19 protein-coding genes and 2 pseudogenes are annotated in these 24,764 nt (G+C 46.6%); 10 read left to right on the plus strand and 11 right to left on the minus strand.

What is annotated here, in order from left to right:
• Positions 1–103: 103 nt before the first annotated feature.
• The 7 genes from ACFQZT_RS30735 to ACFQZT_RS30765 all read right to left on the minus strand — a co-directional run bounded on the left by ACFQZT_RS30735 (position 104) and on the right by ACFQZT_RS30765 (position 12,083).
• Complete coding sequence (locus ACFQZT_RS30735) at positions 104–2,629, minus strand: glycoside hydrolase family 3 N-terminal domain-containing protein (protein WP_379306490.1); 2,526 nt, start codon at positions 2,627–2,629, stop codon at positions 104–106.
• A gap of 58 nt (positions 2,630–2,687) precedes the next feature.
• Positions 2,688–3,578: a carbohydrate ABC transporter permease gene (locus ACFQZT_RS30740; RefSeq protein WP_379306492.1), complete on the minus strand. Its 891-nt coding sequence runs from the start codon at positions 3,576–3,578 to the stop codon at positions 2,688–2,690.
• A gap of 11 nt (positions 3,579–3,589) precedes the next feature.
• Complete coding sequence (locus tag ACFQZT_RS30745; RefSeq protein WP_379306494.1) at positions 3,590–4,498, minus strand: ABC transporter permease; 909 nt, start codon at positions 4,496–4,498, stop codon at positions 3,590–3,592.
• Between the two features lie 193 nt (positions 4,499–4,691).
• On the minus strand, positions 4,692–6,983 hold the full coding sequence (locus ACFQZT_RS30750) for a glycoside hydrolase family 2 protein (protein WP_379306496.1): 2,292 nt from the start codon (positions 6,981–6,983) through the stop codon (positions 4,692–4,694).
• Between the two features lie 86 nt (positions 6,984–7,069).
• Positions 7,070–8,578, minus strand: coding sequence for an ABC transporter substrate-binding protein (locus ACFQZT_RS30755; RefSeq protein WP_379306498.1), 1,509 nt, complete (start codon positions 8,576–8,578; stop codon positions 7,070–7,072).
• Positions 8,579–8,728: 150 nt separating this feature from the next.
• Positions 8,729–10,330, minus strand: coding sequence for a response regulator (locus tag ACFQZT_RS30760; protein WP_379306500.1), 1,602 nt, complete (start codon positions 10,328–10,330; stop codon positions 8,729–8,731).
• Positions 10,331–10,349: 19 nt separating this feature from the next.
• Positions 10,350–12,083: a sensor histidine kinase gene (locus ACFQZT_RS30765; RefSeq protein ID WP_379306502.1), complete on the minus strand. Its 1,734-nt coding sequence runs from the start codon at positions 12,081–12,083 to the stop codon at positions 10,350–10,352.
• A gap of 413 nt (positions 12,084–12,496) precedes the next feature.
• Here ACFQZT_RS30765 and ACFQZT_RS30770 point away from each other — a divergent pair, with 413 nt between their 5' ends.
• The 7 genes and pseudogenes from ACFQZT_RS30770 (at position 12,497) to ACFQZT_RS30800 (ending at position 17,527) form a co-directional block, all read left to right on the plus strand.
• Entirely contained in the window at positions 12,497–12,817 is a 321-nt protein-coding gene (locus ACFQZT_RS30770; protein ID WP_379306504.1) for a stalk domain-containing protein, read from the plus strand.
• A gap of 392 nt (positions 12,818–13,209) precedes the next feature.
• Positions 13,210–13,539, plus strand: coding sequence for an IS66 family insertion sequence element accessory protein TnpA (gene tnpA / locus ACFQZT_RS30775; RefSeq protein WP_379306506.1), 330 nt, complete (start codon positions 13,210–13,212; stop codon positions 13,537–13,539).
• Positions 13,536–13,889 carry an IS66 family insertion sequence element accessory protein TnpB gene (gene tnpB, locus ACFQZT_RS30780; protein WP_379306508.1) on the plus strand — a complete coding sequence of 118 codons (354 nt, stop codon included), beginning with the start codon at positions 13,536–13,538 and terminating at the stop codon, positions 13,887–13,889. Before tnpA ends, tnpB begins: the two co-directional genes overlap by 4 nt.
• A 68-nt stretch (positions 13,890–13,957) precedes the next feature.
• Positions 13,958–15,208 (plus strand): annotated as a pseudogene (tnpC, locus tag ACFQZT_RS30785) (IS66 family transposase); the annotation flags it as partial.
• 538 nt (positions 15,209–15,746) lie between these two features.
• Positions 15,747–16,166: a hypothetical protein gene (locus ACFQZT_RS30790; protein ID WP_379306510.1), complete on the plus strand. Its 420-nt coding sequence runs from the start codon at positions 15,747–15,749 to the stop codon at positions 16,164–16,166.
• A gap of 65 nt (positions 16,167–16,231) precedes the next feature.
• Positions 16,232–17,128, plus strand: a complete 897-nt coding sequence (locus ACFQZT_RS30795; RefSeq protein WP_379306512.1) for a hypothetical protein — start codon at positions 16,232–16,234, stop codon at positions 17,126–17,128.
• A 231-nt stretch (positions 17,129–17,359) separates the two neighbouring features.
• Entirely contained in the window at positions 17,360–17,527 is a 168-nt protein-coding gene (locus tag ACFQZT_RS30800) for a hypothetical protein (RefSeq protein WP_379306514.1), read from the plus strand.
• Positions 17,528–17,544: 17 nt separating this feature from the next.
• Here the strand turns inward: ACFQZT_RS30800 and ACFQZT_RS30805 are convergent, their stop codons facing one another.
• Positions 17,545–17,853 carry a hypothetical protein gene (locus ACFQZT_RS30805; protein ID WP_235118413.1) on the minus strand — a complete coding sequence of 103 codons (309 nt, stop codon included), beginning with the start codon at positions 17,851–17,853 and terminating at the stop codon, positions 17,545–17,547.
• Between the two features lie 72 nt (positions 17,854–17,925).
• Complete coding sequence (locus ACFQZT_RS30810) at positions 17,926–18,510, minus strand: hypothetical protein (protein WP_379306516.1); 585 nt, start codon at positions 18,508–18,510, stop codon at positions 17,926–17,928.
• On the opposite strand from ACFQZT_RS30810, the pseudogene ACFQZT_RS30815 reads away from it, so the two are divergent.
• Positions 18,447–19,181: pseudogene (locus ACFQZT_RS30815) on the plus strand (IS30 family transposase); the annotation flags it as partial. The gene ACFQZT_RS30810 and the pseudogene ACFQZT_RS30815 sit on opposite strands and share 64 nt — an antisense overlap.
• Before the next feature lie 393 nt (positions 19,182–19,574).
• Here the strand turns inward: ACFQZT_RS30815 and ACFQZT_RS30820 are convergent.
• Entirely contained in the window at positions 19,575–20,747 is a 1,173-nt protein-coding gene (locus ACFQZT_RS30820) for an MFS transporter (RefSeq protein ID WP_379306518.1), read from the minus strand.
• Positions 20,748–21,169: 422 nt separating this feature from the next.
• On the opposite strand from ACFQZT_RS30820, the gene ACFQZT_RS30825 reads away from it, so the two are divergent.
• Positions 21,170–21,760 (plus strand): TetR/AcrR family transcriptional regulator, encoded by a 591-nt coding sequence (locus ACFQZT_RS30825; RefSeq protein ID WP_379306520.1) that lies wholly within the window; start codon positions 21,170–21,172, stop codon positions 21,758–21,760.
• A 675-nt stretch (positions 21,761–22,435) separates the two neighbouring features.
• Here the strand turns inward: ACFQZT_RS30825 and ACFQZT_RS30830 are convergent.
• Positions 22,436–23,344 carry a LysR family transcriptional regulator gene (locus ACFQZT_RS30830; protein ID WP_379306522.1) on the minus strand — a complete coding sequence of 303 codons (909 nt, stop codon included), beginning with the start codon at positions 23,342–23,344 and terminating at the stop codon, positions 22,436–22,438.
• Between the two features lie 143 nt (positions 23,345–23,487).
• Between ACFQZT_RS30830 and ACFQZT_RS30835 the strand changes: the two genes are divergently transcribed.
• Positions 23,488–24,507, plus strand: coding sequence for an alpha/beta fold hydrolase (locus ACFQZT_RS30835; protein WP_379306524.1), 1,020 nt, complete (start codon positions 23,488–23,490; stop codon positions 24,505–24,507).
• The last annotated feature ends 257 nt before the right edge of the window (positions 24,508–24,764 follow it).

Raw genomic sequence — 24,764 nt, forward strand, 5'->3', positions numbered from 1 at the left:
AAGCCTTGATCGATAACTGATTGCCGCCGAATATCATGTGACTATGATATAGTTTCTCAGGCGCGAAGCCCCATAGCACGTTAGGTCATTTTCGTCCCGCATGTCATTCGCCCATCAGTTCAAATGACGCTTCAGTCACGTCGCGGGAATTCGAACCGATAAACACCTTGAATTCCCCCGGCTCCACTTCGTATTTCATTTCGGAATTCCAGAACGCAAGCTCCGCTGTCGTGATCGTGAAGCGAACCTCCGTGCTTTCGCCCGCGGCGAGCGTCACCTTAGAGAATCCTTTCAGCTCTTTCACCGGACGGACGACGCTTCCATACAGATCCCGGATGTACATCTGCACGGTTTCCTCCCCGTCTACCGTTCCCGTATTCGTCACGGTCACGCTGGCGATGATCGATTCCGAAGCTGTCATCCGGTTCTGCGACAGACGAATATCGGAATATTCAAACGTCGAATAGCTAAGTCCGAAGCCAAACGGATAGAGCGGCTCGTTCGGACCGTCGAGAAACTTGGATATGAATTTCTGGTTCTTGTTGCTTTCCGTCACCGGTCTGCCTGTATTGAAGTGATTGTAATAGACAGGAACTTGCCCGCCCTTCGCCGGAAAGCTCATTGTCAGCTTGCCGGACGGATTGCAATCGCCGAACAGCACGTCGGCAATCGCATGTCCTGCTTGCGAACCGAGGAACCACGTCTCTACAATGGCATCGACACGGCCGTCGAACCAATCGAGCACAAGTGGCCGCCCGTTCGTCAGCACGAGCACCGTCGGCTTGCCCAGCCGCATGACTTCTTCCGCCAGCCGCAGCTGCGCTTCCGGCAGCGTAATGTCCATGCGGGATGAGGCTTCTCCGGACATATCGCTGTTTTCGCCAAGCGCCAGAATGACGACGTCCGCTTGCTCTGCCGCCGCGACAGCCTGCGCGATGCCGCCCTCGATCTCGGCTTCCACCCGGCAGCCTTCCACAACGCGCAACCGCTCCGGAGCAATGCCTCTGCTCTCCAGCCCTTGCCGAAGCGTGACGGTTTCGTGACCGTAACGGGAAAACTGCCAAGGACCGAGCAAATCTTTGCTGTCGCCGAACGGACCGATCAGCGCCACGTTCCTTGCTTCGCCCGCGAGAGGCAGAACGCCGTTATTTTTCAGAAGCACGATCGATTTGCGAGCCAGCTCGCGGCTTGCCTGCAAATGCGCATCGCTGAAGTTGTATTCGATCTCCTTCTCCGGCCTGATATAGCGGAACGGATCGTCCATAATGCCGATTTTGAACTTGTACGTCAGAATTCGGCGCACCGCGTCGTCGAGCTGCGCTTCCGAAACGAGACCTTCCTTAATCAGCAGAGGCAAATGATCGTATGCCCGCGTGACCATCTCGACGTCCATCGTCGCGTCAAGCGCTTTCTTCGCGGCTTCCTTCGCGTCCTTGGCATTTCCGTGAAGTATGATCTCGTCGATCGCACCGTAATCGGAAATCAGGATGCCTTCAAACCCAAGCTCTTTGCGCAGCAGATCGTTGAGCAGAAACCAGTTTGCGGCGACCGGAACGCCTTGATAGATGTTGAACGAGTTCATCACCGAGCCGGCACCCGCTTCAATGCCAGCCTGGAATGGAGGCAAATATACGTTTCGCAAGGTGCCTTCGGAAATATCGACGGTATTATAGTCCCTACCCGCTTCCGCAGCACCGTATGCGATAAAATGCTTCAAGCACGCGATAATCGTTTCTGTATCGAACAGGCTGTTGCCTTGGAAACCTTCCACCTGCGCCTTGGCGATAACGCTCCCCAAATATGGGTCTTCACCGGCACCCTCTACGACACGTCCCCAGCGGGGATCTCTCGTGATATCGACCATCGGCCCGTGGTTATAGGTAATGCCGGCGGCGCTCGCTTCTTTGGCCGCGATGGAGCAAGCCAGCTTGATTGCCTCCGGATCCCAGCTGCAGGACCAGGCGAGCGGAACGGGGAAAATCGTCTGATGGCCGTGAATGACGTCCGCATTAAACATGAGCGGAATGCCGTGCGGAGATTGCTCCACGGCAATTTTCTGCAGCTCGAACACGCGACGGCTGTCGAATGCGCCCAAGATCGAGCCCGCTCTTCCTTCCGCCACGAGCTTCTCCGGCGGGTCGGAGGCGACGTCGCCGCCGAACGAGAAGTTCGAGGCCATGCATTGGCTCATCTGTCCGACTTTATCCTGAACGCTCATCCGACCGAGCAAATCTTCTACCGCCTGACGGATCTCTTCGTCCGTCCGCTTCACGACATCTTGTTTCCGGTAGGGGGCCACTTCTTCAATCAGATCCTCCGCCAAGGAAGGGCCGCGGCCTTTCGCGCCTTCAATCGGGAAAGCTTCGCGGAACGGAAGCTTGATCCGGCCGCTGAACGAGCTCTCCAGGAAGGAAAGATCGAGCTCCACCGGGTCGTTCGGTGCAAATGCGGAAAACCCGACAGCCTGGAGACGGTTTCCGTCCACGGTTACCTTCGTGATCGTGATAGGTAACGGAAAGGGTTCCGTTACAACGGACAAGGTGTAACCTTCCTTTTTCTCAATAATAAACTGCAGCTTCATACGGGCTTGCGGCGGCTTGAATAAAGCGTGCCAAATTCCGGTAATCATAGATTCATCTCCCTTTCACTAAATTAAGCTTTTACCATTACCACTCCGTTTGATTGATTCAGCCTTTCACTGCACCGATTGTCATGCCCTTGACAAAATACTTCTGAAAGAACGGATATGCGATCAAAATCGGGATCACGCCAATCACCGCAATCGCCATCCGGAACGTTTCGCTTGGCAGCTGCGCGACCGCTTCGCCTGCATGCGAGCTCATATCACTGTTGCTTGCCAAGAACTGGATGTCCGACATAATCCGGTTCAGCACGTTCTGCAGACTGAACAATTTGGGGTCGGTTACATAAATCAAGCCGTTGTTCCAATCGTTCCAGTACGCAAGCCCTTGAAACAAGCCGACCGTGGCCAAAATCGGAAGCGACAGCGGCAGGACGATTTTATAATACATCTTGAATTCGCTCGCACCGTCCATGCTTGCCGATTCCAGCACCGGAACCGGTATCGTTGTCATAAAGAACGTCCGCATCAGCAGCACGTTGAAGCCGTTCATCAAAAGTCCCGGAACGAGCAAAGCCCAAAGCGTATTTTTGATATGGAACACCTGTGTATAAATCAGGTAGGTCGGAACGAGACCGCCGTTAAACAGCAAGGTGAAGAACAGCATAAAAGCGAAGAACGTTCCGCCCGGCAAATCGCGCCGCGATAGCGGATAGGCCAGCATCGAGGTGATCAGCAAGCTTGCCGCCGTCCCTACCACCGTAATCAGAATCGTAATCCCGTATGCGTTAAACACAAGAGACGATTGCTGCCACAAATATTCATATGCGTTCAAACTGAAATGCTTTGGAAAAAAGGAGTAGCCGTTCTGCAGAATGGTCGTTTCATCGGTCACGGAGGACATCGCCAGCAGCACAAAAGGAAGCAGACAGCAGAGAGAGAACGAGATCATAATCAGATGCGCCGCCCATTGCCAAACCCGATTTTCGATATTCATGATGATCCCCCTTAGAACAATGCGTTTTCTTTATTGATTTTTCGGACGACATAGTTGGAAACAATGACAAGCACGAAGCCGACAACCGATTGATAGAACCCGGCCGCCGCCGACATGCCGATGTTGCCGAGCTGCAGAAGACCGCGGAACACGTACGTATCGATGACGTTGGTGGTGCTGAACAGGGCGCCTGCGTTCATCGGAACTTGATAAAAAAGTCCGAAGTCGGAGTAGAAAATGCGGCCGATCGCCAGCAGCGTCAGCATAATGATGACGGGAGTGATCAGTGGAATGGTTATTGTACGGATTTGCTGCCACTTGGAAGCTCCGTCCAGCTTCGCTGCCTCGTAATACTCGGGATCGATGCCGATGATGGCGGCCAGGTACACGATGCAGGAGTAACCCGCCCCCTTCCAGATATGAACCAGTGTAATAATGATCGGCCAGTACTTCGGCTCGTTGTACCAGCTGATCGGTTCGATACCGAGAGCCGGCAAAATCGTTTTGTTCATAAACCCGCTCTCCATGCTCAGCATGGAATAGACGAGATAACTGACCAGTACCATCGAAATCAAAAAGGGCAAAATAATCATGCTTTGATATAGACGGGAAGCAAATTTGCTTTTGATCTCATTAAGCAGGATGGCGAAGCCTACGGCAACGACGAGACCGATGACGATAAAGGCCGCGTTATAAAAAATCGTATTGCGGGTGATGATAAAAGCATCCGACGTTTGGAACAGAAATTTGAAGTTTTCAAAGCCGATCCAATCGCTCCCCCAGATGCCTTTCACGAAATTGATGTCCTTGAAAGCGATGGTGAGTCCGAACATCGGCAAATAGTTATTGATGATCAAATAGGCGATGCCCGGGATCATCATCAGATAGAGCGGGCTGTATTTCCAAATTCGTTTGGCCATGCTAGGCGTTCCCCTTTCATTGCTGGTTGGCTGCAAAAATTTCGTGTTGCCGTACTTTCATCTTAAAGAAATCCGGGTAACCCCACTACCGTTCCCACGACTTCCGAATTGCACTTTGCCGACCATGCTTCCTGCTCTCTTCGCAAAAATGATCCCCTTCAACAGATGCATTGAGAGGGATCATTCGCAAGCATTATTTTTTAATGACATTCAGCTCTTTGTCGATGACCGCCACCAATTCAGGGATGATGTTGAGTTGCACCAGCTGGGACATTTTCTGAATGGACATGACGCTTTTCGTCGCCTCAAAGAACGGATTATTGATCATTTCTCCGAAATATTTAAGAAATACCGCTTTCGCCTCTTCATTGCCGTAAAGGTCTTCAATCGTATCGAATGTGGAATAATACCCGTCCTTCAATTCAATGGGTTCGGCATTGGACAGATCGAATTTCTCAAACCAATTGACGGCGTTTTTCGCTCTGTCCGGTTTGATGTGGATATAGCTTTGGTCCGCTTCCGAGGCAAGACGGAGCACCATGGAATCCTTATGGATAGCACCTTGCTCATCCGTGCCTTCGACTCTGATCTCATTGTCCCCTTCGAATAAGGTAGCATTCTTTACGATTTTCACAGGTTCTTCGCTCTTGATTTCAGCAAGATGAACATCATTCAGATATACACGGATATGAGGCAAATTGGACAAGATCATAATGTCATTTAACTCTTGGTGCCTGTTGACAAAGCGCCGGCCTGCTAGATGAACGAAGGGGTCCTTGGACCAATATGCCTTGTACAAATAGAAGGCGTCCTTCTTGAGTTTGCGGTCGATCGTGACGAGCCCCTTCTGGTTTTTGCCGATTTCGCCTCCCTCGTTGCGGTTGGCGCTGCCGAAATCGAACATGTTCCATACATATCCGCCCAGTACATAAGGCCGCTTATTGATCGCTTCAATGGCGTTCCGATGGAACAGGAGCTGGTATTCCTCCGTATAATCTTGAACTTGCGGCGTATAGGAATGGTATTTCGGGTTCGTATCCACCCCATACTCGGACAAAATCAGCGGGACGTCGGGCCGCGCTTGATGAAACGCGTCGAAGCGGTCCTGCAAATCCTTGATTTCGCCGTAGTACCAGCCATAATACAAATTGTAGCCGACAATGTCGGTAAAGCCGTTGATCACACTTTCATCCTGTACCCCGTTAATATTGGCTTGGGTCGTGAGCCGATAAGGATCCAGGCGTTTGGCAAGTGCTGCCAACCTTTGGATCGATGTATACGTCTGCTCCGTCTCCACGGCGATCGTGATTTCGTTTTGCACGCCCCAGCCATAGATCGAGCAGTGATTATAAGCCTGCTTAATGAGCTTTTCCAGCTGTTCATCGGCGTTACGGTTTTCCGGGTCTTTGGTGGAAGGAATGCTGATAAACGGGATCTCGGCCCATACCAATATACCGTAACGGTCGCATAAGCTGTAGAAATAGTCGTCGTGCTGATAGTGGGCAAGACGAACGCTATTGGCTCCGATCTCGCGGATCAAAGCCATATCCTCATCCATATGCGCTCTCGTAATCGCATTGCCGACGCCTCCGAAATCCTGGTGGCGGCATACGCCGTTCAACTTGACCGGCTTTCCGTTCAGAAGCAGGCCCTGGTCCGTCGTCACTTCTATCGATCTGAATCCGATATCGATCGTGCGAGAATCGCGAATACGTCCATCCACGATGACGGATACTTCCGCCTTGTATAGATAAGGCTGCTCCACGCCGTCCCAAAGCATCGGACGGGCGACCTCGCCTTTTATGCTGAATGCAGCCGAGTCCGCACCAGCTGCCATCTTCGAATTTGTTGTCAGCACTGTATTTCCGTCCTGATCCTTGAGCTGCACTTGAATCGTTCCCTCGGCGAACGTCTTGGTTTCATTGACAACTTGGCCTTGAACGAGCAGCTCAAACCTCTGCTCATCTGTTCGCTGCTGCGATAAATAAACGCCGTCCCGGCCGTTATCCATAACGTCGAAATGGATGTCGTCCATGACAAGCAGCTTTACTTCCCGGTATAATCCGCCATAGAACGTAAAATCCGCCATTAACGGAAATACGTCATTGTGGTTACTGTTATCAACCCGGATGGAGATCAGATTATCTCCTGCTTTCAAATAGGGAGACAGAGGGACCCGAAACATGGCGTATCCGCAACGACTCTCCCCGGCCAGACGGCCGTTGACATATACGTGCCCGATATTTCCCGCGGCTCCGATCTCCAAGTAAATGCGCTTTTCCAGATCCTCCGCGGAGACGTCCAGGATTCGCTGATACCAGCATTGCCCCCGATAATACGGCTCGCTGCTGCCTTGCCCGTCGGTATCGTTCCAGGTATGCGGCAGTGTGACGGTCTGAAACAGTTGGCTAAGCTCGCCAGCATAGGAAGGATCGTTCTTCTTAGAGAACATCCATTGATCGTTGATTTGCACGGTATGTACCATTGTACATTCCCCTTTCCGTTTGCCTTGATGTTTTCTGCAAATGAAATGCCCGGTCAACAGGTACGTTAACCGGGCGCGCTGACTGATTATTTGCTGCTCTTCGCCCATTCGTCGAGCTGCTTTTGCTTCTCGGCAATAATTTTATCGATGCCGGCGGATTTCAGCTTCGAGATAAACTCCGGCAAAACTTTATCCGGATCGACGCTTCCCGTTTCTAGCGGCAGCTTGTACTGCGTCACCACGTTGGTCACGGCGGCGTATTCCGCTTTGACCGGACTTGCGTCGAACGTAAAGCCGAGCGCCTTGGACTTCATAGCCGTTTTGTTGAACTGGTCCATCTTCTCCCAAATTTTCGGGTCGTCTCCATTGAATACATGGGACAGGAACTGATTACCGAACAGCCATCCCATATTCACGCTGTAGCCCGATGTTTTGGAGTCGACTCCTTGCGGGTAATCGATGACGTTATCCGATTTGACGACATAATGTTTCCCTTCGACGCCCCAATCGAACAGGTTGACAATATCCTTGTCCGTATACATCAGGTTCAAGAAATCCATTGCTTTTTCCGGCGTTTTGGAATTGATCGGAATTCCCCACATGACACCTGTAACGGTCGTCGTTGTGGATACCGGCGGTCTCAGACTTGCCGTAATGACAGGCACGCCGCTGCTCTTCGATTCCTGCAGTTCGAAGCCGGGCTTCATATTCGCCATATAAGCGAAACCGCGGCCAGATTTGATCAGATCGAACTGGGAAGTCTTATTCGTAGCGGCATCTTTCAGGATTAAGCCCGACGTGTACCAGCCTCTCATCTTTTTAACGAACTGCGCATATTCCTGGGTCTCGTATAGATTGACCGCTTTCAGGTTATTATCATAATTCGGCAGCACGCCGATCGAATCTCCGAGTATATCGTACCAGGGATACACATCCAGCATGGATCTGCCGATGGCGCTCGGAATGAGCGGCGCCACATTCGGCTCATTGTCCTTGATCGTTTTCAATACCGCTTCCACATCATCCAGCGTTTTGATCTTGGCAGGATCGATATGATATTTATCGGCGAGGTCCTTCCGCATGGTCAGACCGTGATAGGTGGCCAAATCGCGGATCGTGGGAATCGCGTAGATCGATCCTGCAATTTGGGAAGCATTCAAATAGGACGGTTCGAGCGCCTTCGAGATTCCCTGACCGTGCTGTTCGATCAGTTTATTGAGCGCAACGATTTGGCCTTTCGCGACATAACTGCTGTAATTGGATCCACCTACAAACATTAAATCCAGTTTTTCATTGCTGCTGAGCATCAGGTTGACTTGCTGATCCCAGTTCCCGAAGCTGATCGGCGTCAATTTCACGGTCGCGTTGATTTTCTGCTGCGCGATTTTATTGATTGCGTCCTGCACCAGTGACATATCCTTCGGCACAGCCCCGAATAACGGGAATGCGACATTCAGCTCCACCGGTTTTTCCGCAGGCTTCGCTGCATTATCTCCAGCGGCCGGCACTGCGCCGCCATTATTGCCGCCGCAAGCGGACAAGACGAGCATAGAACCGATGATAAGCGCGCTAACCGATGTTAAGCTTTTTTTCATGGTACTCCCCCATTTGCGTTGTAGTGTTCGCCGCCTGAAACCGTTTACGACAAGCCGGAATCGTCAGCGAAGTTATCTTTATTGTATCTTCGCTGCTCCCCGCGCTCTGCTCCGCTCACGACTTTTGACTATGCATTTGCCGACCATGCGTTACTCGGGAACGTGCTGATGCAATTGGCGGTATTCGTTCGGATTCAGATCGGTGTGCTTCTTGAACATCCGGGAAAAATGCGAGAAATTCGCATACCCGATATGTGAAGCGACGGCACTGATCGGCATATCGGTCTTCGCCAGCAGCTCCTTCGCGAGCTTCAGCCTTTCCTGAAACAAATAGTCCGAGACGGCCATTCCTGTCTCCTTCTTGAAAATTCGGGTCAAATAGTCCGGATTCAGAAATACATGACCCGCGATGTCCTCCCGCGACAGATCTTCTGCGATGTGTTGTCTAATGTAGCTCATAACCCTCTCGACAACGCTCTGGGATTGTTCGACCGAGTTCGCATACTCCATCGCTTTGTGGACCGCGTGCTTCATCCATCCAATTAAATCGGTAACCGAACGAGTCGCGCTTGCTGTATATTCGAGCGAAACATGGTCGCTGAACAATTGGTGGGCCTGAATACCTTTCGTCTGCAGCACATAATAGATCATTTGTTGAAAATCCTGATAAAATTGCCGCAGCAGCTTCGCATCCAATCCGTCCTGCCTCAGCAGCTTGTCAAGGAAAGCAGTCGCTTCCTCCAACGCTTTCGCGTATTTTCCTTCTTTCATCATCACGGCCCAAACTCCCATGTCGGGAAGTTGTATGGCGGAATGCTGTAATGGAAATTGGGAAAGCAGGAAAACCTTATTGTTGTAAGCTACATTATTTTTCTCAACTTCCTTAAGGCGGCCGACCATCACAAACATGTCATGGCCATGCACTTTTTCACCGATATAACAGGATAAATCGCAATAAAAATAGTGCCGGCAAGAATCAATGTACCGTTCGCACGCTTCTCTCAGCTTCGCTTCAATCTCGGCATGACTCGCAAAGGATAAGATGGCGAGCAATCTGCCGCTGCCCAGGGCGATCACTTGGCCGTTCCGATTATTGTCCAACAACATTTCCTCGGCGGCATTTTTCAATGCATATTCCAAGATCTTCTCGTCGCGCAAAGTGAGCGGCTTATGCCACCTCTGAACGCTGATGAGCACGGGCACAAAGGTCATTTGCTCGGCATAAGGAATATTGCGGTCGGCGGCGGCAGCACTTACCGCCTTCGCTCTGGGCGGTATCGTCTGATTCAGGATATCCAGCCAGAACCGCTCGATCAGCATCGGCTGATGCTGGACCCAGAACTGGCCGTATTGGCTGAACTCGGCGAGTTCCGTCTCCCTCTTGATTTTCCCGATCGCTTTGCGGATAATCTCCTCCAGCTCGCCGAACGGAATCGGCTTGAGAATATAATCCAGGCTCCCCAATTGGAGTGCTTGTTTGACGTATTTAAAATCGACATGGCAGGTTAAGAATATCGTCACAGTCCGCGGATACCGCTCCCTGACCCATTCCGTCAGCTCCAGCCCCGTCGCCTGCGGCATTTCAATATCGCACAGCAAGATGTCGATGCGCTCTTTCTCGAACACTTCTTTCGCTTGGTTGACCGTATAGGCGGTAAATACGCCGGTGATGCCGAGCTTTGACCAATCGACCCCGGACCGTATTCCTTCCACGGCATGAATTTCATCGTCCACAATCATTAATTGAAGCATTCCGGTTTCCCTCTCCTTTCTAACTTGCCTGTTCATACGGAAGTCTGATTTCAACCACTGCGCCCCTCGGGAAGCCATTGTAGCAAGATATCGCCGCTTTCCCGCCATACAGCAGCTGCAGCCTCTGGCGAACGTTCCAGATCCCGATATGCTCACCATGCTCGTCCACCACGCGGTTCCCCGAACGGATCTTGTTTAGCACTTCCTCCGAAAACCCTTTGCCCGTATCCCGGATCACGATTTCGATGTACGGCTCAAACCCGGTTTCCTTCAAATCGATGGCGACGGAAATAAGCACGGGCTCCTCCAGCGTCACGCTGTGCTTGATCGAATTTTCCAGGAACGTTTGGATGACAAGCGGCGGAACAGGAACATTCCCCAAGAAATCCGGAGCGTCGATCGTGCAGCTCAGGCTGTTCGGAAAGCGGAGCTCCTGAATCCGGACATAATTGCGGACGTGCTGCAGCTCCTCACGCAAAGAAACGAACGATAAATTGCTTTGGAACATAAACCGGAAATACCGGACTAGGCATAAAGTCATCTCTTGAATCAATTCGAAGTTTTTCACTTGCGCCAAATTAAACAGGATATTGAGCGAGTTCATGAAAAAATGCGGGTTGATCTGCAGCTGCAGATGCTGCAGCTCCGCCTTTTGCTTGCTTAGCTGCTCTTCATAGACGTTGATTTTCAATTCTTCGATCTGCGCCATCATCCTATTGAAGGTTTGATTCACCAACTGAAACTCGTCGGAAGCCGGATAAGATTCGATCCTTACATTGACGTTGCCGTCGTTGATCCTTCTCATGACAGCGATCAAACGTTTGAGCGGGATAAGCAGAATTTTGCGAAGAAATAAAAGACTGATTGGCAAAAGTCCGATGGAAGCGAACGATATCGCTTTAATGACCCGCGATAGAATCGGCAGGTTTTGCAGGATTTGTTGGTCCGGAATAACGGCTGCCAGGTTAAAGTCGCCTTCCTGTGAAGGTTCTCCGACGATAAGCAAATTATTCCGGTCACCGGACATGTAAAATTGGCGAAATCCTTTCGTGAAATCGATCTTTTCATCCGGCAACGGCTTGGTGCTGACCATCGGCTCCCCCCGATCAGTAACGAGCAGCGAGCTTCCTTCGCTGCCCAGATCGATCAGATTCAGCGGAATGAGCAGCGTTCTCGCGTTGACCCATGCCCCGATATACAAAGTGCCCGATTTGATCACGCGCAGCATGTAGTAATCCTGTCCGATTTTCTGCACGAACCATTTTTTCATGCCCGTACCCTGGGGATCGCCGCTCAGAAGAAGCTGTAAATGCCGTTCCACTTGATCGCGCTCTGGAAATGCGACATCGGCTTTAAAAACGTCCAATAAATCATACCGGGACTGGGAGTATACAAAAAAAGCATCGACGGATTTATAAAGTACGATATCTCTCGCTAGCGTATTAGACACCCGTTGTTTGGCAAGCTGATACTCGTCATCCGAAGCAGGGGCGTCCATGAACGCAATATCGAAATTGGCAGTAGCGAGACCGATTAAATTGCGGTCGGCATCCTGTAGCTGGGCATCGATCTGCCCCATATACAAAGACATCATATTTTTGCTGGAAAGCGCTACCTGATTGTGCACAACGCCGATACTGTAATAATTGTTGTAAATCAGCAGTGTGATTAGCGGAACTATAGCGGCCACTAAACCAAACACCAGCTTGAATCGAATGGAATTCCATGAAACGTGCGGGATTCTGCCCCCCATCGTCCGACCCCCTTGTAGAAAAAGAAAAGAACTGCCGTGAACATGATCGACAGTCCCGATTATTCTTAACATAATGACAGAATCATATCAAATTTTCAGGTATGGAACCACTCATTGTACGACATTTAAATGTGCATTTCACGACTTATTTGGTTCCTTCCTTCGACGGATACAATTGAAGAGGAAAATCCCGAAGATACGCATTTTTGCATCGGCCTGGAAAATGCTCGCGTTTTACTTGCCGCAGCTGCTCCGAGATTTAAGCCGCTTCATCACCCTCCATGAATTCGCCACTTTGATTCGATGAATTAAATCCATTGCCCGCTGCCCATGATCAGGATGCTGTCATTCCGATCTAAAGTCTTCAAGCCCAGTACCCGCATATACCACGTTCTGGAAAAGGGATCAAATTTATGTTAAAAGGGGGCGCGTGGACGCCTTATGATGCAGATGGAATCAAACAGGATGCGATCACCTATGACGGCAGTACGTATTTGCCGCTTCGTTCCGTTGCAGTCGCTACAGGATTGAAAGTCGATTGGAATGACTCTACCAAAACGATTGTGCAAAATAAATTTATTATTCAAAACGCTACTCATACCTCTCTCCACACTTACCCACTTTCCTTACATTTTCGAGCACTTTGTTTGTTACTTCAAGACTTTATTTGTCATTTCAAGACTTTATTGTCTACTTCAAAACCAATTTGTCATTTAACATCATCTGTTGGGTGACAAATAAGTTTTGAAGTGAAAGAAACCAGCAAACTCAAGGGTTTGCTGGTTTTTCTTTTAAAATCGATTTACAAATTAAGTTCTGAAGTGGTGTTTTCCGGTATAAAAACTGAATTACAAATAAGTTTTGAAGTACTTCTTACAAACCATTTCGCCTACAATCTCTATCAACTATCGTTCTGCGTTAGCTTAATGTTTTGGCTATGTTAAATTCTAATGTTGATATGTAAGCGTCAAATAGCCCCCACCATGCTGCGACATCTGTGATGATGAGGGCTATTTGACGCTTACCGCCCTACTAATAATTCGTAAGCGTCAAACCCAGCACACCTTCAAGAACCCAAATATACATGAGAAAATGAAGGCATCCCAATTAAATTGGAGGTTGCCTTATGACCACAAAAGAACAGCGTCGCAAGGATTGGTCAGCACGTATCGAGGATTATCGAGCGAGTGATCTTTCAATGGCAGCTTGGTGCGATGCTCACCAAGTAACCAAAGAGCAGTTGAAGTACTGGCTCCGCAAACTAAAAGTAGTTCATTCAGAGGCTGATGGCCCTATCTCTCCTAGCTGGGTTCCGCTAAAGGTTTCCGACCCAATCCAATCTAGCACCCATGAATCTACACTTGTCGTTCGTATCGGTTCAGTCCAAATTGAGATCCGTCCTGGCTTTGACCCGCGGTTGCTTAGAGAAGTTGTGCAATCACTGGAAGAGCCATGATAGCATTATCCAGTGTCCAGCATGTCTATCTTGCCACTGGATCAACAGATCTGCGAAAGTCTATCGACGGATTAGCCGCAATCGTGCAAGAAGGCTTTGGACTCAATCCCTTTTCTTCATGCTTGTTTGTTTTCTGCAACCGCGAGTGCAACAAGCTCAAGATCTTACACTGGGAGCACAACGGTTTTTGGCTGTTTTACCGCAGACTTGAACGAGGTACGTTTCAGTGGCCGAACGAAAGCGTGGGCACCGCAACAATTACCTCCCGTGAGCTTCGCTGGCTGCTGGATGGGCTTTCGCTTAGTCAGCGTCAGGCACACCAAAAAGTTATAGCCGAAACGGTCATTTAACTTGAATGTTCGCTGTATCGTCATACCTTGCGGCAGGGATGAAGCGATATTTACCGAAAGTATATGGTATGGAAAATCGAGCGGAAAACTTGGAAACAATCGAAAAGCTGCATCAGCGAATTGCCAAGCAGGAACAGCAAATTGCTGAGCTTACTGCTATGCTCAAATGGTATGAGGAGCAAAACCGTCTTGCGAAACAAAAACGCTTTGGTGCATCGAGCGAGAAGACGAGTCCTGATCAATTGGAACTGAATCTGTTTAACGAAGCCGAGGTGCTTGCGACGCCTGGAGGACAAGATCCACAGATGGAGCAAGTGACCTACGAGCGCCGGAAGACGAGCGGTAGGCGTGAAGTAGATTTTGATCGGTTGCCGATTGAAACGGTGACTTATGAACTCTCTGAGACGGATCAGGTCTGTTCGTGCTGTGGTGGAGCACTCCATGAGATGAGCACCGAAACACGTAGCGAGATCGCCATTGTGCCGCCTCGAGTCAAAGTCATCCGGCACGTGCGGCAGGTCTATTCCTGCCGATCATGTGAGCGCAATGAAATTCAGACACCTATCGTCACAGCACCAATGCCAAAGCCTGTTTATCCGGGGAGCCTAGCTTCACCATCGATTCTGGCGCATGTGATGTGTCAGAAATATATGGAAAGCTTACCGCTTTATCGGCAAGAACAGCACTTTGCTCGCCTAGGCTTTACATTGTCCCGGCAAACGATGGCGAATTGGATGATCTACGGAGCTGAGAAGTGGCTGACGCCAGTGGTTAGTGCCATGAAAGAATACTTGCTGAAGAAAGATATCTTACATGCTGATGAGACCACGTTACAGGTATTGCGCGAGCCAGGAAAATCGGCCGAATCCACATCCTATCTGTGGTTATATCGCAGTGGACGCGGAGAAGACCCGGCTGTTGTGTTCGATTACCAGAGAACCCGAGGCGGTGAGCATCCGCGAAACTTTTTGGCCGGATTTAAGGGTTACCTTCATGTCGACGGTTACCCAGGGTATCACAAGGTAACCGATGTGACACTTGTCGCCTGTTGGGCTCACGCACGGCGAAAATATGACGAGTCTTTGAAGACAGCGCCGCCAGAGGCAAAGAGTAATCCGGAAGCAGTAGCGAAGCAAGGCCTAAAGTTTTGTAACGAACTCTTTGCCATTGAGAGGGATCTGAAGGAAACAACGCCGGAAGAACGCTTTGCCGCACGGCAGGCACGAAGCCTTCCTGTGATCGAAGCGTACCATACGTGGCTGAAGCAACAGCGATCTCGAACGTTACCTAAGAGTTTGACAGGACAAGCGATCGCCTACAGCCCGGCTAAAATATTAAGCAGCAGATATTTCTTCTCTCCCATCCCGAGGTGGGGGCTGTTTGACTTTCAACTCAAAGGAGAAATTTATTTTTCGCTTTCAAAGATGCAGCATTGTTTAGTATCGCTGCTTTTGAAAACTTCTTTGGGCTGTATAATGGCCGCATCAAGAAACCTTGAGAAATAAGGTAGCATTCAGATAAAAACAGGCAGCTCAAGGCATATTTTATTTCCGACAACTCGCCTTATTTCCATGCCCTGTAGGCAAGTAGACACATGTATTCGACATAAAATATTACTTCTAACGAACCGTGTAAGTATAGTAATTAAATTGATATATTGGAATTAACCGAAATATTTCCATATTTCGAAAAAAAACGAATTGCTGCGCAGCGTTCAAAAAAAAAAAAACATACCAGCCTTTTCAAAGGATGATATGTTCAATCTCTTACAATATTTCTATGTCTTGCTATTCCTAATTATTCCAATATACCTTAAGGAGTGTTTGATATGAAGAAAAAATTTGGCTTACTCTTGGATTGTCTTTCTTAGTAGCTGCTATTTCCATAACATCTAGTGCTTATGCAACTTCAGCTAACTTTACTATTTATAACTCAAATAGTCAAAATTCAGGGATTGTTAAAGCATTTTCTACAATTGGAACAACAAATCAACAGATAGTCGGCGTAACGGCTACGTCAACACTTTCTTATGATTCTTTGCAAGTAGATCTTTCCTCTGCTGAAGTTTATATTAGTGCTTTTAAGAATGGGTCATTTTATGGTGATATTTCTGGTACAAAAGTCGCTTCAAATGGCGCTCAAGCAAATGCCTCTTTAACTATGGGTACTTTTGATGGTGTACAATCACACTATACCGCTGCTACTACACACTATACTTATAGAAAAGATGGTATTAAGACGGGTTATGGAACTCTTAATCCAACTTGGATTAACTAAGTTTTATAATAAGGAGTCCCCCTAAAGGGCTCCTTATTTTCAAAATTATAATATGAGGTAAAGCCATGAAAAAAATATTACTGTTAATCGTATTATCAATTTCATTAGCAGCTTGTTCTACGAAAACTGCCTCATCTATAATAAATGACAATGAATTTGGAGGGTCCTCTTTTGGTGTCGCGTGGAGTAATTCAAATGAAAATCAGACTATTCACAGCATAAAACCAAACGAAAACTACTCTCCAAGGGTAACAGTCATAAACCATCTTCCTACTAGGCAAACTTTTAGAGTGTTCTTTTTCGTAGACTTTAAACAAACCCCATTTATCGCCGATAGTAAAAATTATGAACATATTGATCTGACACTTGAACCAGATGAAAGAAAAGATTTTACGATTTCCCTTCCTAATATTCCAAATGGGAAACATGATTTTTTAGCAACCCTAATCCGAAGTCCTGATTACATACTAAAAGAGGCAAAAGTCATTCCAGAAACTCAATATTTTAGCTATCGACGTTGCATATTAGTTGTTGGTAATGATGGAAAAAGTACTCCAACAGAAGTTAAATATTCAAAATTAGAAGCCTCTGATCCTGTTTGGCAATCTAATTCACCCTTTATTACCCTCGATAGTAGCATGAAATCTATCAGTGAAGCAGCAACATTGCTGACCAAATTACCATCAAATCTTATAATTAATTACAATGTTAGTAAAAAGGAAAATCAGAAATTTGCTGTAATTTTATTATCAAATATCGGGCAAATTCAAACAGAAAATTCATTTTATGAACTAAATGCATTAGGTAAGGCTTCATTTCAGATAAAAACAAATGGATATCCTAAGAAATTTCCTTTTAATCTATACGCAATAACTGTATCACAACCTTTTTCAGATTCTTCACCTGAAACCCTAACAATAAGCAGCGTTCACTCATCAAATTTCATTAGCATTAAGAAGTGACGCTCTCGAAGCGCTAGACAAACTGCTGCCATGGTCATCTTCGCTACCACTAACTTGTCGGGTATTTAAGGCCGACTAAAAGCATAATAGCCCTCATCTTGATAACAAGGTGTGGGCTATTTGACGCTTACAATAATTCTATGTAAAATTTGCTAGTTTTATTCAATACAACAACGAAAAATAAGCCCATCCAATGTTGAGGGCTTTATCTTTATTGATTGGAGAATTCAAATGGCAATTTACCAAGTTGATTATACAGTAAATAAGCAGAGTAAACTCGGTATGATCGAAATCCCAGAAGTGAAAAACGAAATCGAGCTGCTAAGGGAAATCAAGGATGCGCTGAGTTATCTTGAGAATGTGGCGATGGTGGACATTAGGAAGGGGTATTGGAGATGAAAAAAACTTAAAAATGCCTAGTGAGTAGCTTTAAAATATACATCACCTTTCTTTATAGCAATCGCTTTCTGTTGATCTTCGCCAACTATTCTATATAATTTACTCCCTACTTCTGCTGAATTTGCTTCTCCATTATTTTTTGGCAAAGGATGCACTCTTTTATTTGTCTCACCTATTTGCTCTCCAATATCTTTGGATGGTACGGTTTCAGCAGATTCAGAATAAATGACATCGCCCCACATGACTTGTGCAGGATAGGAACCTCTGGACTGATCACATGCAGAAAACAATGAAATGAAAATAAACATATAGATAATAATTTTCAACAATTAACACCTCACTCTATTTTTTTGCAGAAAACCATCCTTGGAAGCACCAAAGGATGGTTCAATATTATACTATGGTTGATATAATTTTGCATCTTTCATTTTAGGTCTATCCTTGAATTTTTCTATCTCTTTTGGTATTTCGTTGGTAAAAGTTGAAGGATCTATCTCATCTCTTACCCCTTTGAAAATCTTCTTATCCGCATTTTTTTCTTTTAGATTATATTTACCTTGGAGCATACCAGTTAGGATATAGTAATCTTCATTAGTATTAGCAACATCACTATCATCTCTTGAGAGGAAGACAAGAACCTCTTCACCTTTTTCAAAACTTGGATATCCTTCTGAAATAACTTTCACACCTTTAGTTTCCCCTGAGTCAATTCTGATCACTACAGAATCACTTTTGGTAGGATTTCCTTTAAAAGTTTTGTTTACTGACACAACTATGTCTGTTTGAAGAATGTTGCTAACATCCGCGCCTCTACTACCATCAGGATTACTCCATTTACTAGGTAAAACCTCAGAAACCGTACCAGAAACGATGACATCAGCTTCACCAACTAAAGTCGTCTTATCCTTATACGGTTCATGAACTGGAGGACAAGCTGCACCAGACCTGGTCGCCTGAGCAGATCGCTGAAGAACGTCGTGCAAGCGGAAAGCCGTTTGTATGCTTCAAAACAATTTACCGGTGGCTTTATAACGGGCGTCTGTCCGGGGGCGAAGTTAACGTGTTGCGCCATAAAGGAAAACGACGGAAGCCTATGGAGACACGTGGCCGGTTTCTAGTGGGTAAAACGATTGTCCAGCGTCCTAAATCCGTTAAGAAGCGTGAGTCGTTCGGTCACTGGGAACTCGATACAGTTGTCTCCAGCCGCGGAAAAAGTCGTGCCTGTGTAGCGACTTTTATTGAACGCAAGACGCGTATGTACCTGGCTGTTAAGATGCCAGACCGCACCGCTCATTCCATGGAGATTGCATTCGGCGTAGTAACTGGGCAGTTTCCACAAGGAGCCTTCAAGACCGCCACCGTTGATCGTGGGAAGGAATTCGCGTGCCATACAGCGTTGGAGTTCTTTCACGGTATTAACGTGTATTTCGCCGATCCTTACTCGTCCTGGCAACGTGGATCCAATGAGAATGCAAATGGGCTCCTCCGTGAATTTTTCCCGAAGGGTAAAGATTTTGCGGAGGTCACAGATGAAGAACTGGCCCGCGCCCTCCACCTCATTAACCACCGGCCTCGCAAGTGTCTCGGTTGGAAGTCTGCAAACGAATCGTTAATGGAGGATCTGTCGCACTTCTTTTTACAATCCGTCACTTGAAATAAGTGCTTTGTCTTGATCGCTTAGATTCTCATTCTTCTTTACATATGAATAAGCAACACTATCTACGAAAACAGCGTGTGTTGAGCATAATGTCCCCTTTAGCGTAACGTCCATTTACTCTTTGATGATATCTTCGAACTATTCCAAATCAGGCTCCAAGTTCAAGACACCTAGTTCTTCATTAAAATAGGCAAACTCCATTCTTGCATTCATATGTGATTTTATTACCAAAATCATGATAAAAAACGACTTCTTCAAAATTGACAAAAGGAGCAGCTGCTGCAGAAACTGCTCCTCCTTGATCGCTCAACTCGTGTCCCGTTTAATCCTCTTTGCACTTTCCAACTTCCTCATCTATTTTTTCCTTATCATAAAAAATCATAAAAAAACTTAATCCACTGATTGTACCACCGAATGCCGTGATGCCATGCTGGATAATACAAACACAGCAATGATGGCGATAAGTACGCCGAGTACCCCGAACCAGGTAATGGATGCTAAAGAAACATGGTTAACGATCAGCCCACCGATTCCTGCTCCGACAGCCATGGCAAGCTGCATCATGGAACTGTTCAAGCTCAGCATGACGCCCGAGGATTCAGGAACAAGCGAAACCAGGTTAAATTGCTGCGCGGGCGCGGATGACCAAGCGGCAAAAGACCAGAGGATCAAAATGACGATTACGGCAATGACCGACTGTCCGACTAAGGATAGCAAAATCAACGAAATGACGTGAAGCACCATCCCTGAAACGAGCGTGTATTTGATACCCCGTTTATCCGCACTGTAGCCACCGACTTTCGAGCCAATCAAACTGGCAACGCCGAACACGAACAGAGCTGCGCTAATCAATGATTCATTTAAATGAGTCACCTCTAGCAGAAAAGGTGATAAGTAAGTATAGGCAAGGGAATATCCTCCCAACCAGAAAAAAGTAATCGCTAAAGCAACCAAAACCTGAGGTTTTTTTAACAAAGCAAATTGTTTGATCAAAGGGACAGGCTTGTCGCCCTGCATACGTGGTATAACCGCAGCAATGACAAGCATGGCCAAGCCCCCGACAATTGCGATGGCCAGAAATACCGCTTTCCATCCAAAAGCCGAAGCTACCATTCTGCCGAGCGGGACTCCGATGATGAGCGATGCGGTAATGCCCATGGTGACGTTGGCGATGGCGCTTGCCTGTTTACCTGGCGGAGCGATTTTGGCGGCGATGCTGAGCGCATTAACTGTGACCACCCCGGCGCCTAACGCCGTAATGATTCTCGCGGCAATGAAGAAACCGAAGCCGGACAATATATATGTCAGCAGATTTGCGGCAATAAAGAGGCCCAACGAATAAAGTAGGAGCTTCTGTCGGTCCATTTTGGCCGTCAGCGCCATCAAAATAGGAGTACCGACCGCATAGGCCAGGGAATAAACCGTAATGAGCTGGCCTGCTGCCGAAACGCTTGTTCCCAACGTCTCTGCGATTCGGTCTAATATCCCGGAAACGATGTAATTGGATGTTCCAACTAAAAAACTGATCAAGACTAGAACGTAAACTTTCCATGTGCTCTGCATAATTCACTCTCCTGATGTGTTTTAAATAACTATATTTTTGTCGATATCGAGAAACCGTCACGGCTTCATGTTAGCAGCTGAAGGAGCCAGCGCGGGGCTTGTCGTAATGTTTCGTTCAATTCCTCAGAGAAATCTTGATCTCGGGATCGTATCTACGAACCGACAGGCGTTCTCGAATAATATCAAAAAATGAGTTGGTGCTCCATCGTTTGCGACGGTTCTGAAACTGACATGGTTCTCTCCTCCTTTTGGAAAAGCGGCGTTCTGTATTTTGTTTCAATACTACATTAGTTGTTTGAACAACACATGTTGTATTTGTATGTTATAATAACAACCAAATGGTACGCAATCATCAATAATCATAAACCGTTGTATAGACAACACCATTTCAATAATGTCGTTATACTGGGGAGATCTTAATTATGACAATTAAAAAGAATGAAGCTGATCCTCGTGTGATACGTACACGGCGACTCCTTCAAGACGCTTTTGCTTCATTAATTCAAGAAAAAGACTTTGAATCGATAACCGTTAGGGATATTGCAGAGCGTGCTACTGTTAACAGAGCGACTTTTTATGCGCACTTTGTAGATAAATTCGAAATACTTGAGGCCAGACTAATGGAATCATTTATGACAATCATAAATCGTAGAATAAGCGGTCACGAAGTATTGAATGAAGAAACAATTCAGAGTATTTTTCTGGGGGTATGCGAATTTCACAAGGGTTTAAGCACTATGTGCAAAAGAAGAAATACATCGCTTGTACCTGTATTCGAAATTCAAATAAAGGAAAAAATTCAAACGATACTTCTTTCCTTTATAGACAAAGACAAGATGCTATCGAATCCAAACTCGCAATTCTTAATAAATACAGCTTCTATCATGTTAAGTTGGGGGATGTATGGGGCGGCTTACGTTTGGAACAAAGAGGGGTGTCTAATAAGTGCGGAATCATTCGTTAAACAGTCTTTGCCCTTAGTGATGAACGGAGCCAAAGAATTGCTGGTATAGGTCCTTTCGCTATTGCTCTGCCCTGCCCGTTCAGATGAAACCATTAACTTGAATCACCGATTGTTGTGTATCACAATGAATCATCCCGCTATCCTTGTATGCTGTACGACGACCTGGCTCCAATCTCGTGATCATCCTTCCAGATCGTCGACTTGCACAGCATCTTTGTCTTGCCAATTCTGGATATGACCATCTGGGTGGCGTAGTACATCCACCCTTCAGATGTGCTATAAAAAACCTGCTGAGCATTTTCGTAGAGTCCAGAATGTCATCTCCTGCAGCATTGCGCTCCTCACACGGCCTAAATTATAACTATCCTCCAGTTAATTTAACGAAAAAAGCAGCCGGTTATCATGGCCGGCTGCCGATTGCACTAACGTTCGCCGTTAGCTGAACAATACGAACGGAGCATCATTGTTTAGTTCTACATAAGAACGATATATTTTATCGCCAATATGTCCCGAAACTTTTACCCGATTGTTACTCCTCCAGTTATCCTGCAATAAAAATAGCGCAGCCAAAGACGGGAGATTAAAGTCTTTGCTGCTGTCTTATTGAACTGACGCACCTTATATCCTTGCTGGGAAAGCAGAGTTGCACCACAGAGGAAGAGAATAGTTCTTGTTTATCTAGGTGTTCGAACGGTGCCAACTCGAAAAATATTATATACATATACTAAACGGTTTTATTTTCATTTTGAAAGGTAAGTACTTCCCTTGCTGCTTCTATAAAAGATAACACGATTGGTGAAAGCCACTTGTCTTTATGCCACAACATCTGTGTATACACGTGCAAGTCAGGAATTTGCCATGAAAGGGGAACTAGTTCCCCGCGTTCAACTTCGGCTACCGTTACGATTTCTGGAAGAAAGGCAATACCGATTCCTGAAATTGCACATTGTTTAATGGCCTCAGCACTTTGAAATTCTAAATAAGTAATGCTATCAATGCCCTCTTTCTCAAATGACCGGTCAAACATGGTTCGATAGGGACAACCTTTCTCATTTGTTAGGAAAACTTGCTCGTGAAAATCTTCCAGCTTTAGCACAGTTCGTATTGCGAGCGGGTGATCTGGAGCAGCGAACAAGCGGAAAGTTTCTTCAAGCAACGGTTCCACGGTGAGTCCGGTCGAGCGAATGGGTTCGTCCAACATATAGACGATATCTGCTGCTCCCTCAAAGAGTGTCTGCTTGAGCTCTTGATTTGGAACGGAGCGAAAATTCAGACGTACTCCCGGATGCTGCGAACGAAACTGTTGAAAGACAGCTGGAAGCCGATAAGCGCAAATAACCTCATTGGAACTTATTGTTATGGTGCCGCTTAAATTTTCATTGTCATGAACGACGCTATGAGCCTCGTCCAATTTATCAAGAACGCCTTGGATATGAGTTAAAAAGCGCTTACCCGCTGTAGTGAGAACGAGTTGCTTGCCCAAGCGATCAAAGAGGCGGACACCAAGCTCATCCTCCAATGCTTTAACTTGCATCGTGACGTTGGAAGGGACGTAGTTCAGCACTTCAGCAGCCCGAGTGAAATTTAATGTTGATGCAACCGTGCGGAACGTATTTAGTTGGCGCAACTCCAATATACGATCCCCCTTAACTTTCAATATTATTGAACTCTACTATGAATTTCATTCACTTTTATTGAGAATATCACGGATCTATACTAACAACAAGAAATACAATTTAAATCTAAGCTTTCATTTTGAGAGGAGCAAACAACACGATGGAGTATGAAATTTTTGATTTGGGTGACGTATCTTTGCAATCAGGAGTGACGTTACCGAACGCTTTTCTTGCTTATAAGACTTATGGAATATTAAATGAAAAGAAAGATAATGTCATTGTCTATCCAACTGCTTTTGGCGACCAGCATGTTCAAAATGAATGGTTAATTGGGAGTGGGATGGCACTTGATCCTGAGAAATATTTCATTATCGTTCCAAATTTGCTTGGAAACGGATTATCTTCATCCCCTAGTAACACGCCTCCGCCATTCGACCGTGCTAACTTTCCGCAGGTGACCATCTATGATAATGTTAAGCTCCAGCATCGGCTGATTACCGAAAAGTTCGGCATTCAAAAGATTGCTCTTGTAGTTGGATGGTCCATGGGAGGGATTCAGGCATTTCAATGGGGTGCAAGTTATCCAGAGATGGTGGAACGAATTGCACCTTTCGCGGGAATTGCCAAGCCGTGGCCCCATACATTTGTTGTCTTGAACGGTATGAAAGCTGCTCTGCTATCTGCAGTTGGTTTCGATTCAAGTAAACTAAACCAGCTGACTTTTGCAGACATGCGCGCCGTTGGCCGGGTCTATGCGGGATGGGGATTATCGCATGCGTTTTATAGACAGGAGCTTTATCGTGAGATGGGATTTGACTCCTTGGAAAATTTCGTAACTGGCGTCTGGGAAGATAGCTTTATGAAGATGGATCCGCATAATGTCCTAGCCATGTTATGGACAGGCCAACATGCAGATATTAGTGCAAACCCCTCCTATCATGGAGATTTCGATAAGGCACTTAAGAGTATTAAAGCTCTTGCCTGCATCATGCCGGGAAGCACAGACCTTTTCTGTACAGCGGATGATAATGAATACGAAGCTAAGCTTATACCCAATGCTATCTTTAAACCAATCCCGTCAATCTGGGGCCATTTTGCCGGTCGCGGAATCAACAGTGCCGATAATCAATTTATCGATGATAACCTAAAACATTTGTTAGCACGTAGCACAAACGGATAGATCGTTTCTTGCATTGCATCCCAGTTATTTCTCTCATGAATTCATTACCTAACCGTTCGTATTTGGGGTCCACCAGAACTTACTGGTCCGACCTCTTTTTTTGTGGTCGTACTTGATTTAAAAAAGAGCAGTCTAACACTATATTATCTTCAACAAAGACCTGTAAGTAAATTAAAAGTGCAACCACGCTATCCTGCCCGTTCGTATTATGAGGTCACCAGATATTTCTGGTCGACCTCATTTTTTTGAAGCCGTAA

Source organism: Paenibacillus sp. GCM10027628 (assembly GCF_042676385.1).
Classification (GTDB): domain Bacteria; phylum Bacillota; class Bacilli; order Paenibacillales; family NBRC-103111; genus Paenibacillus_E.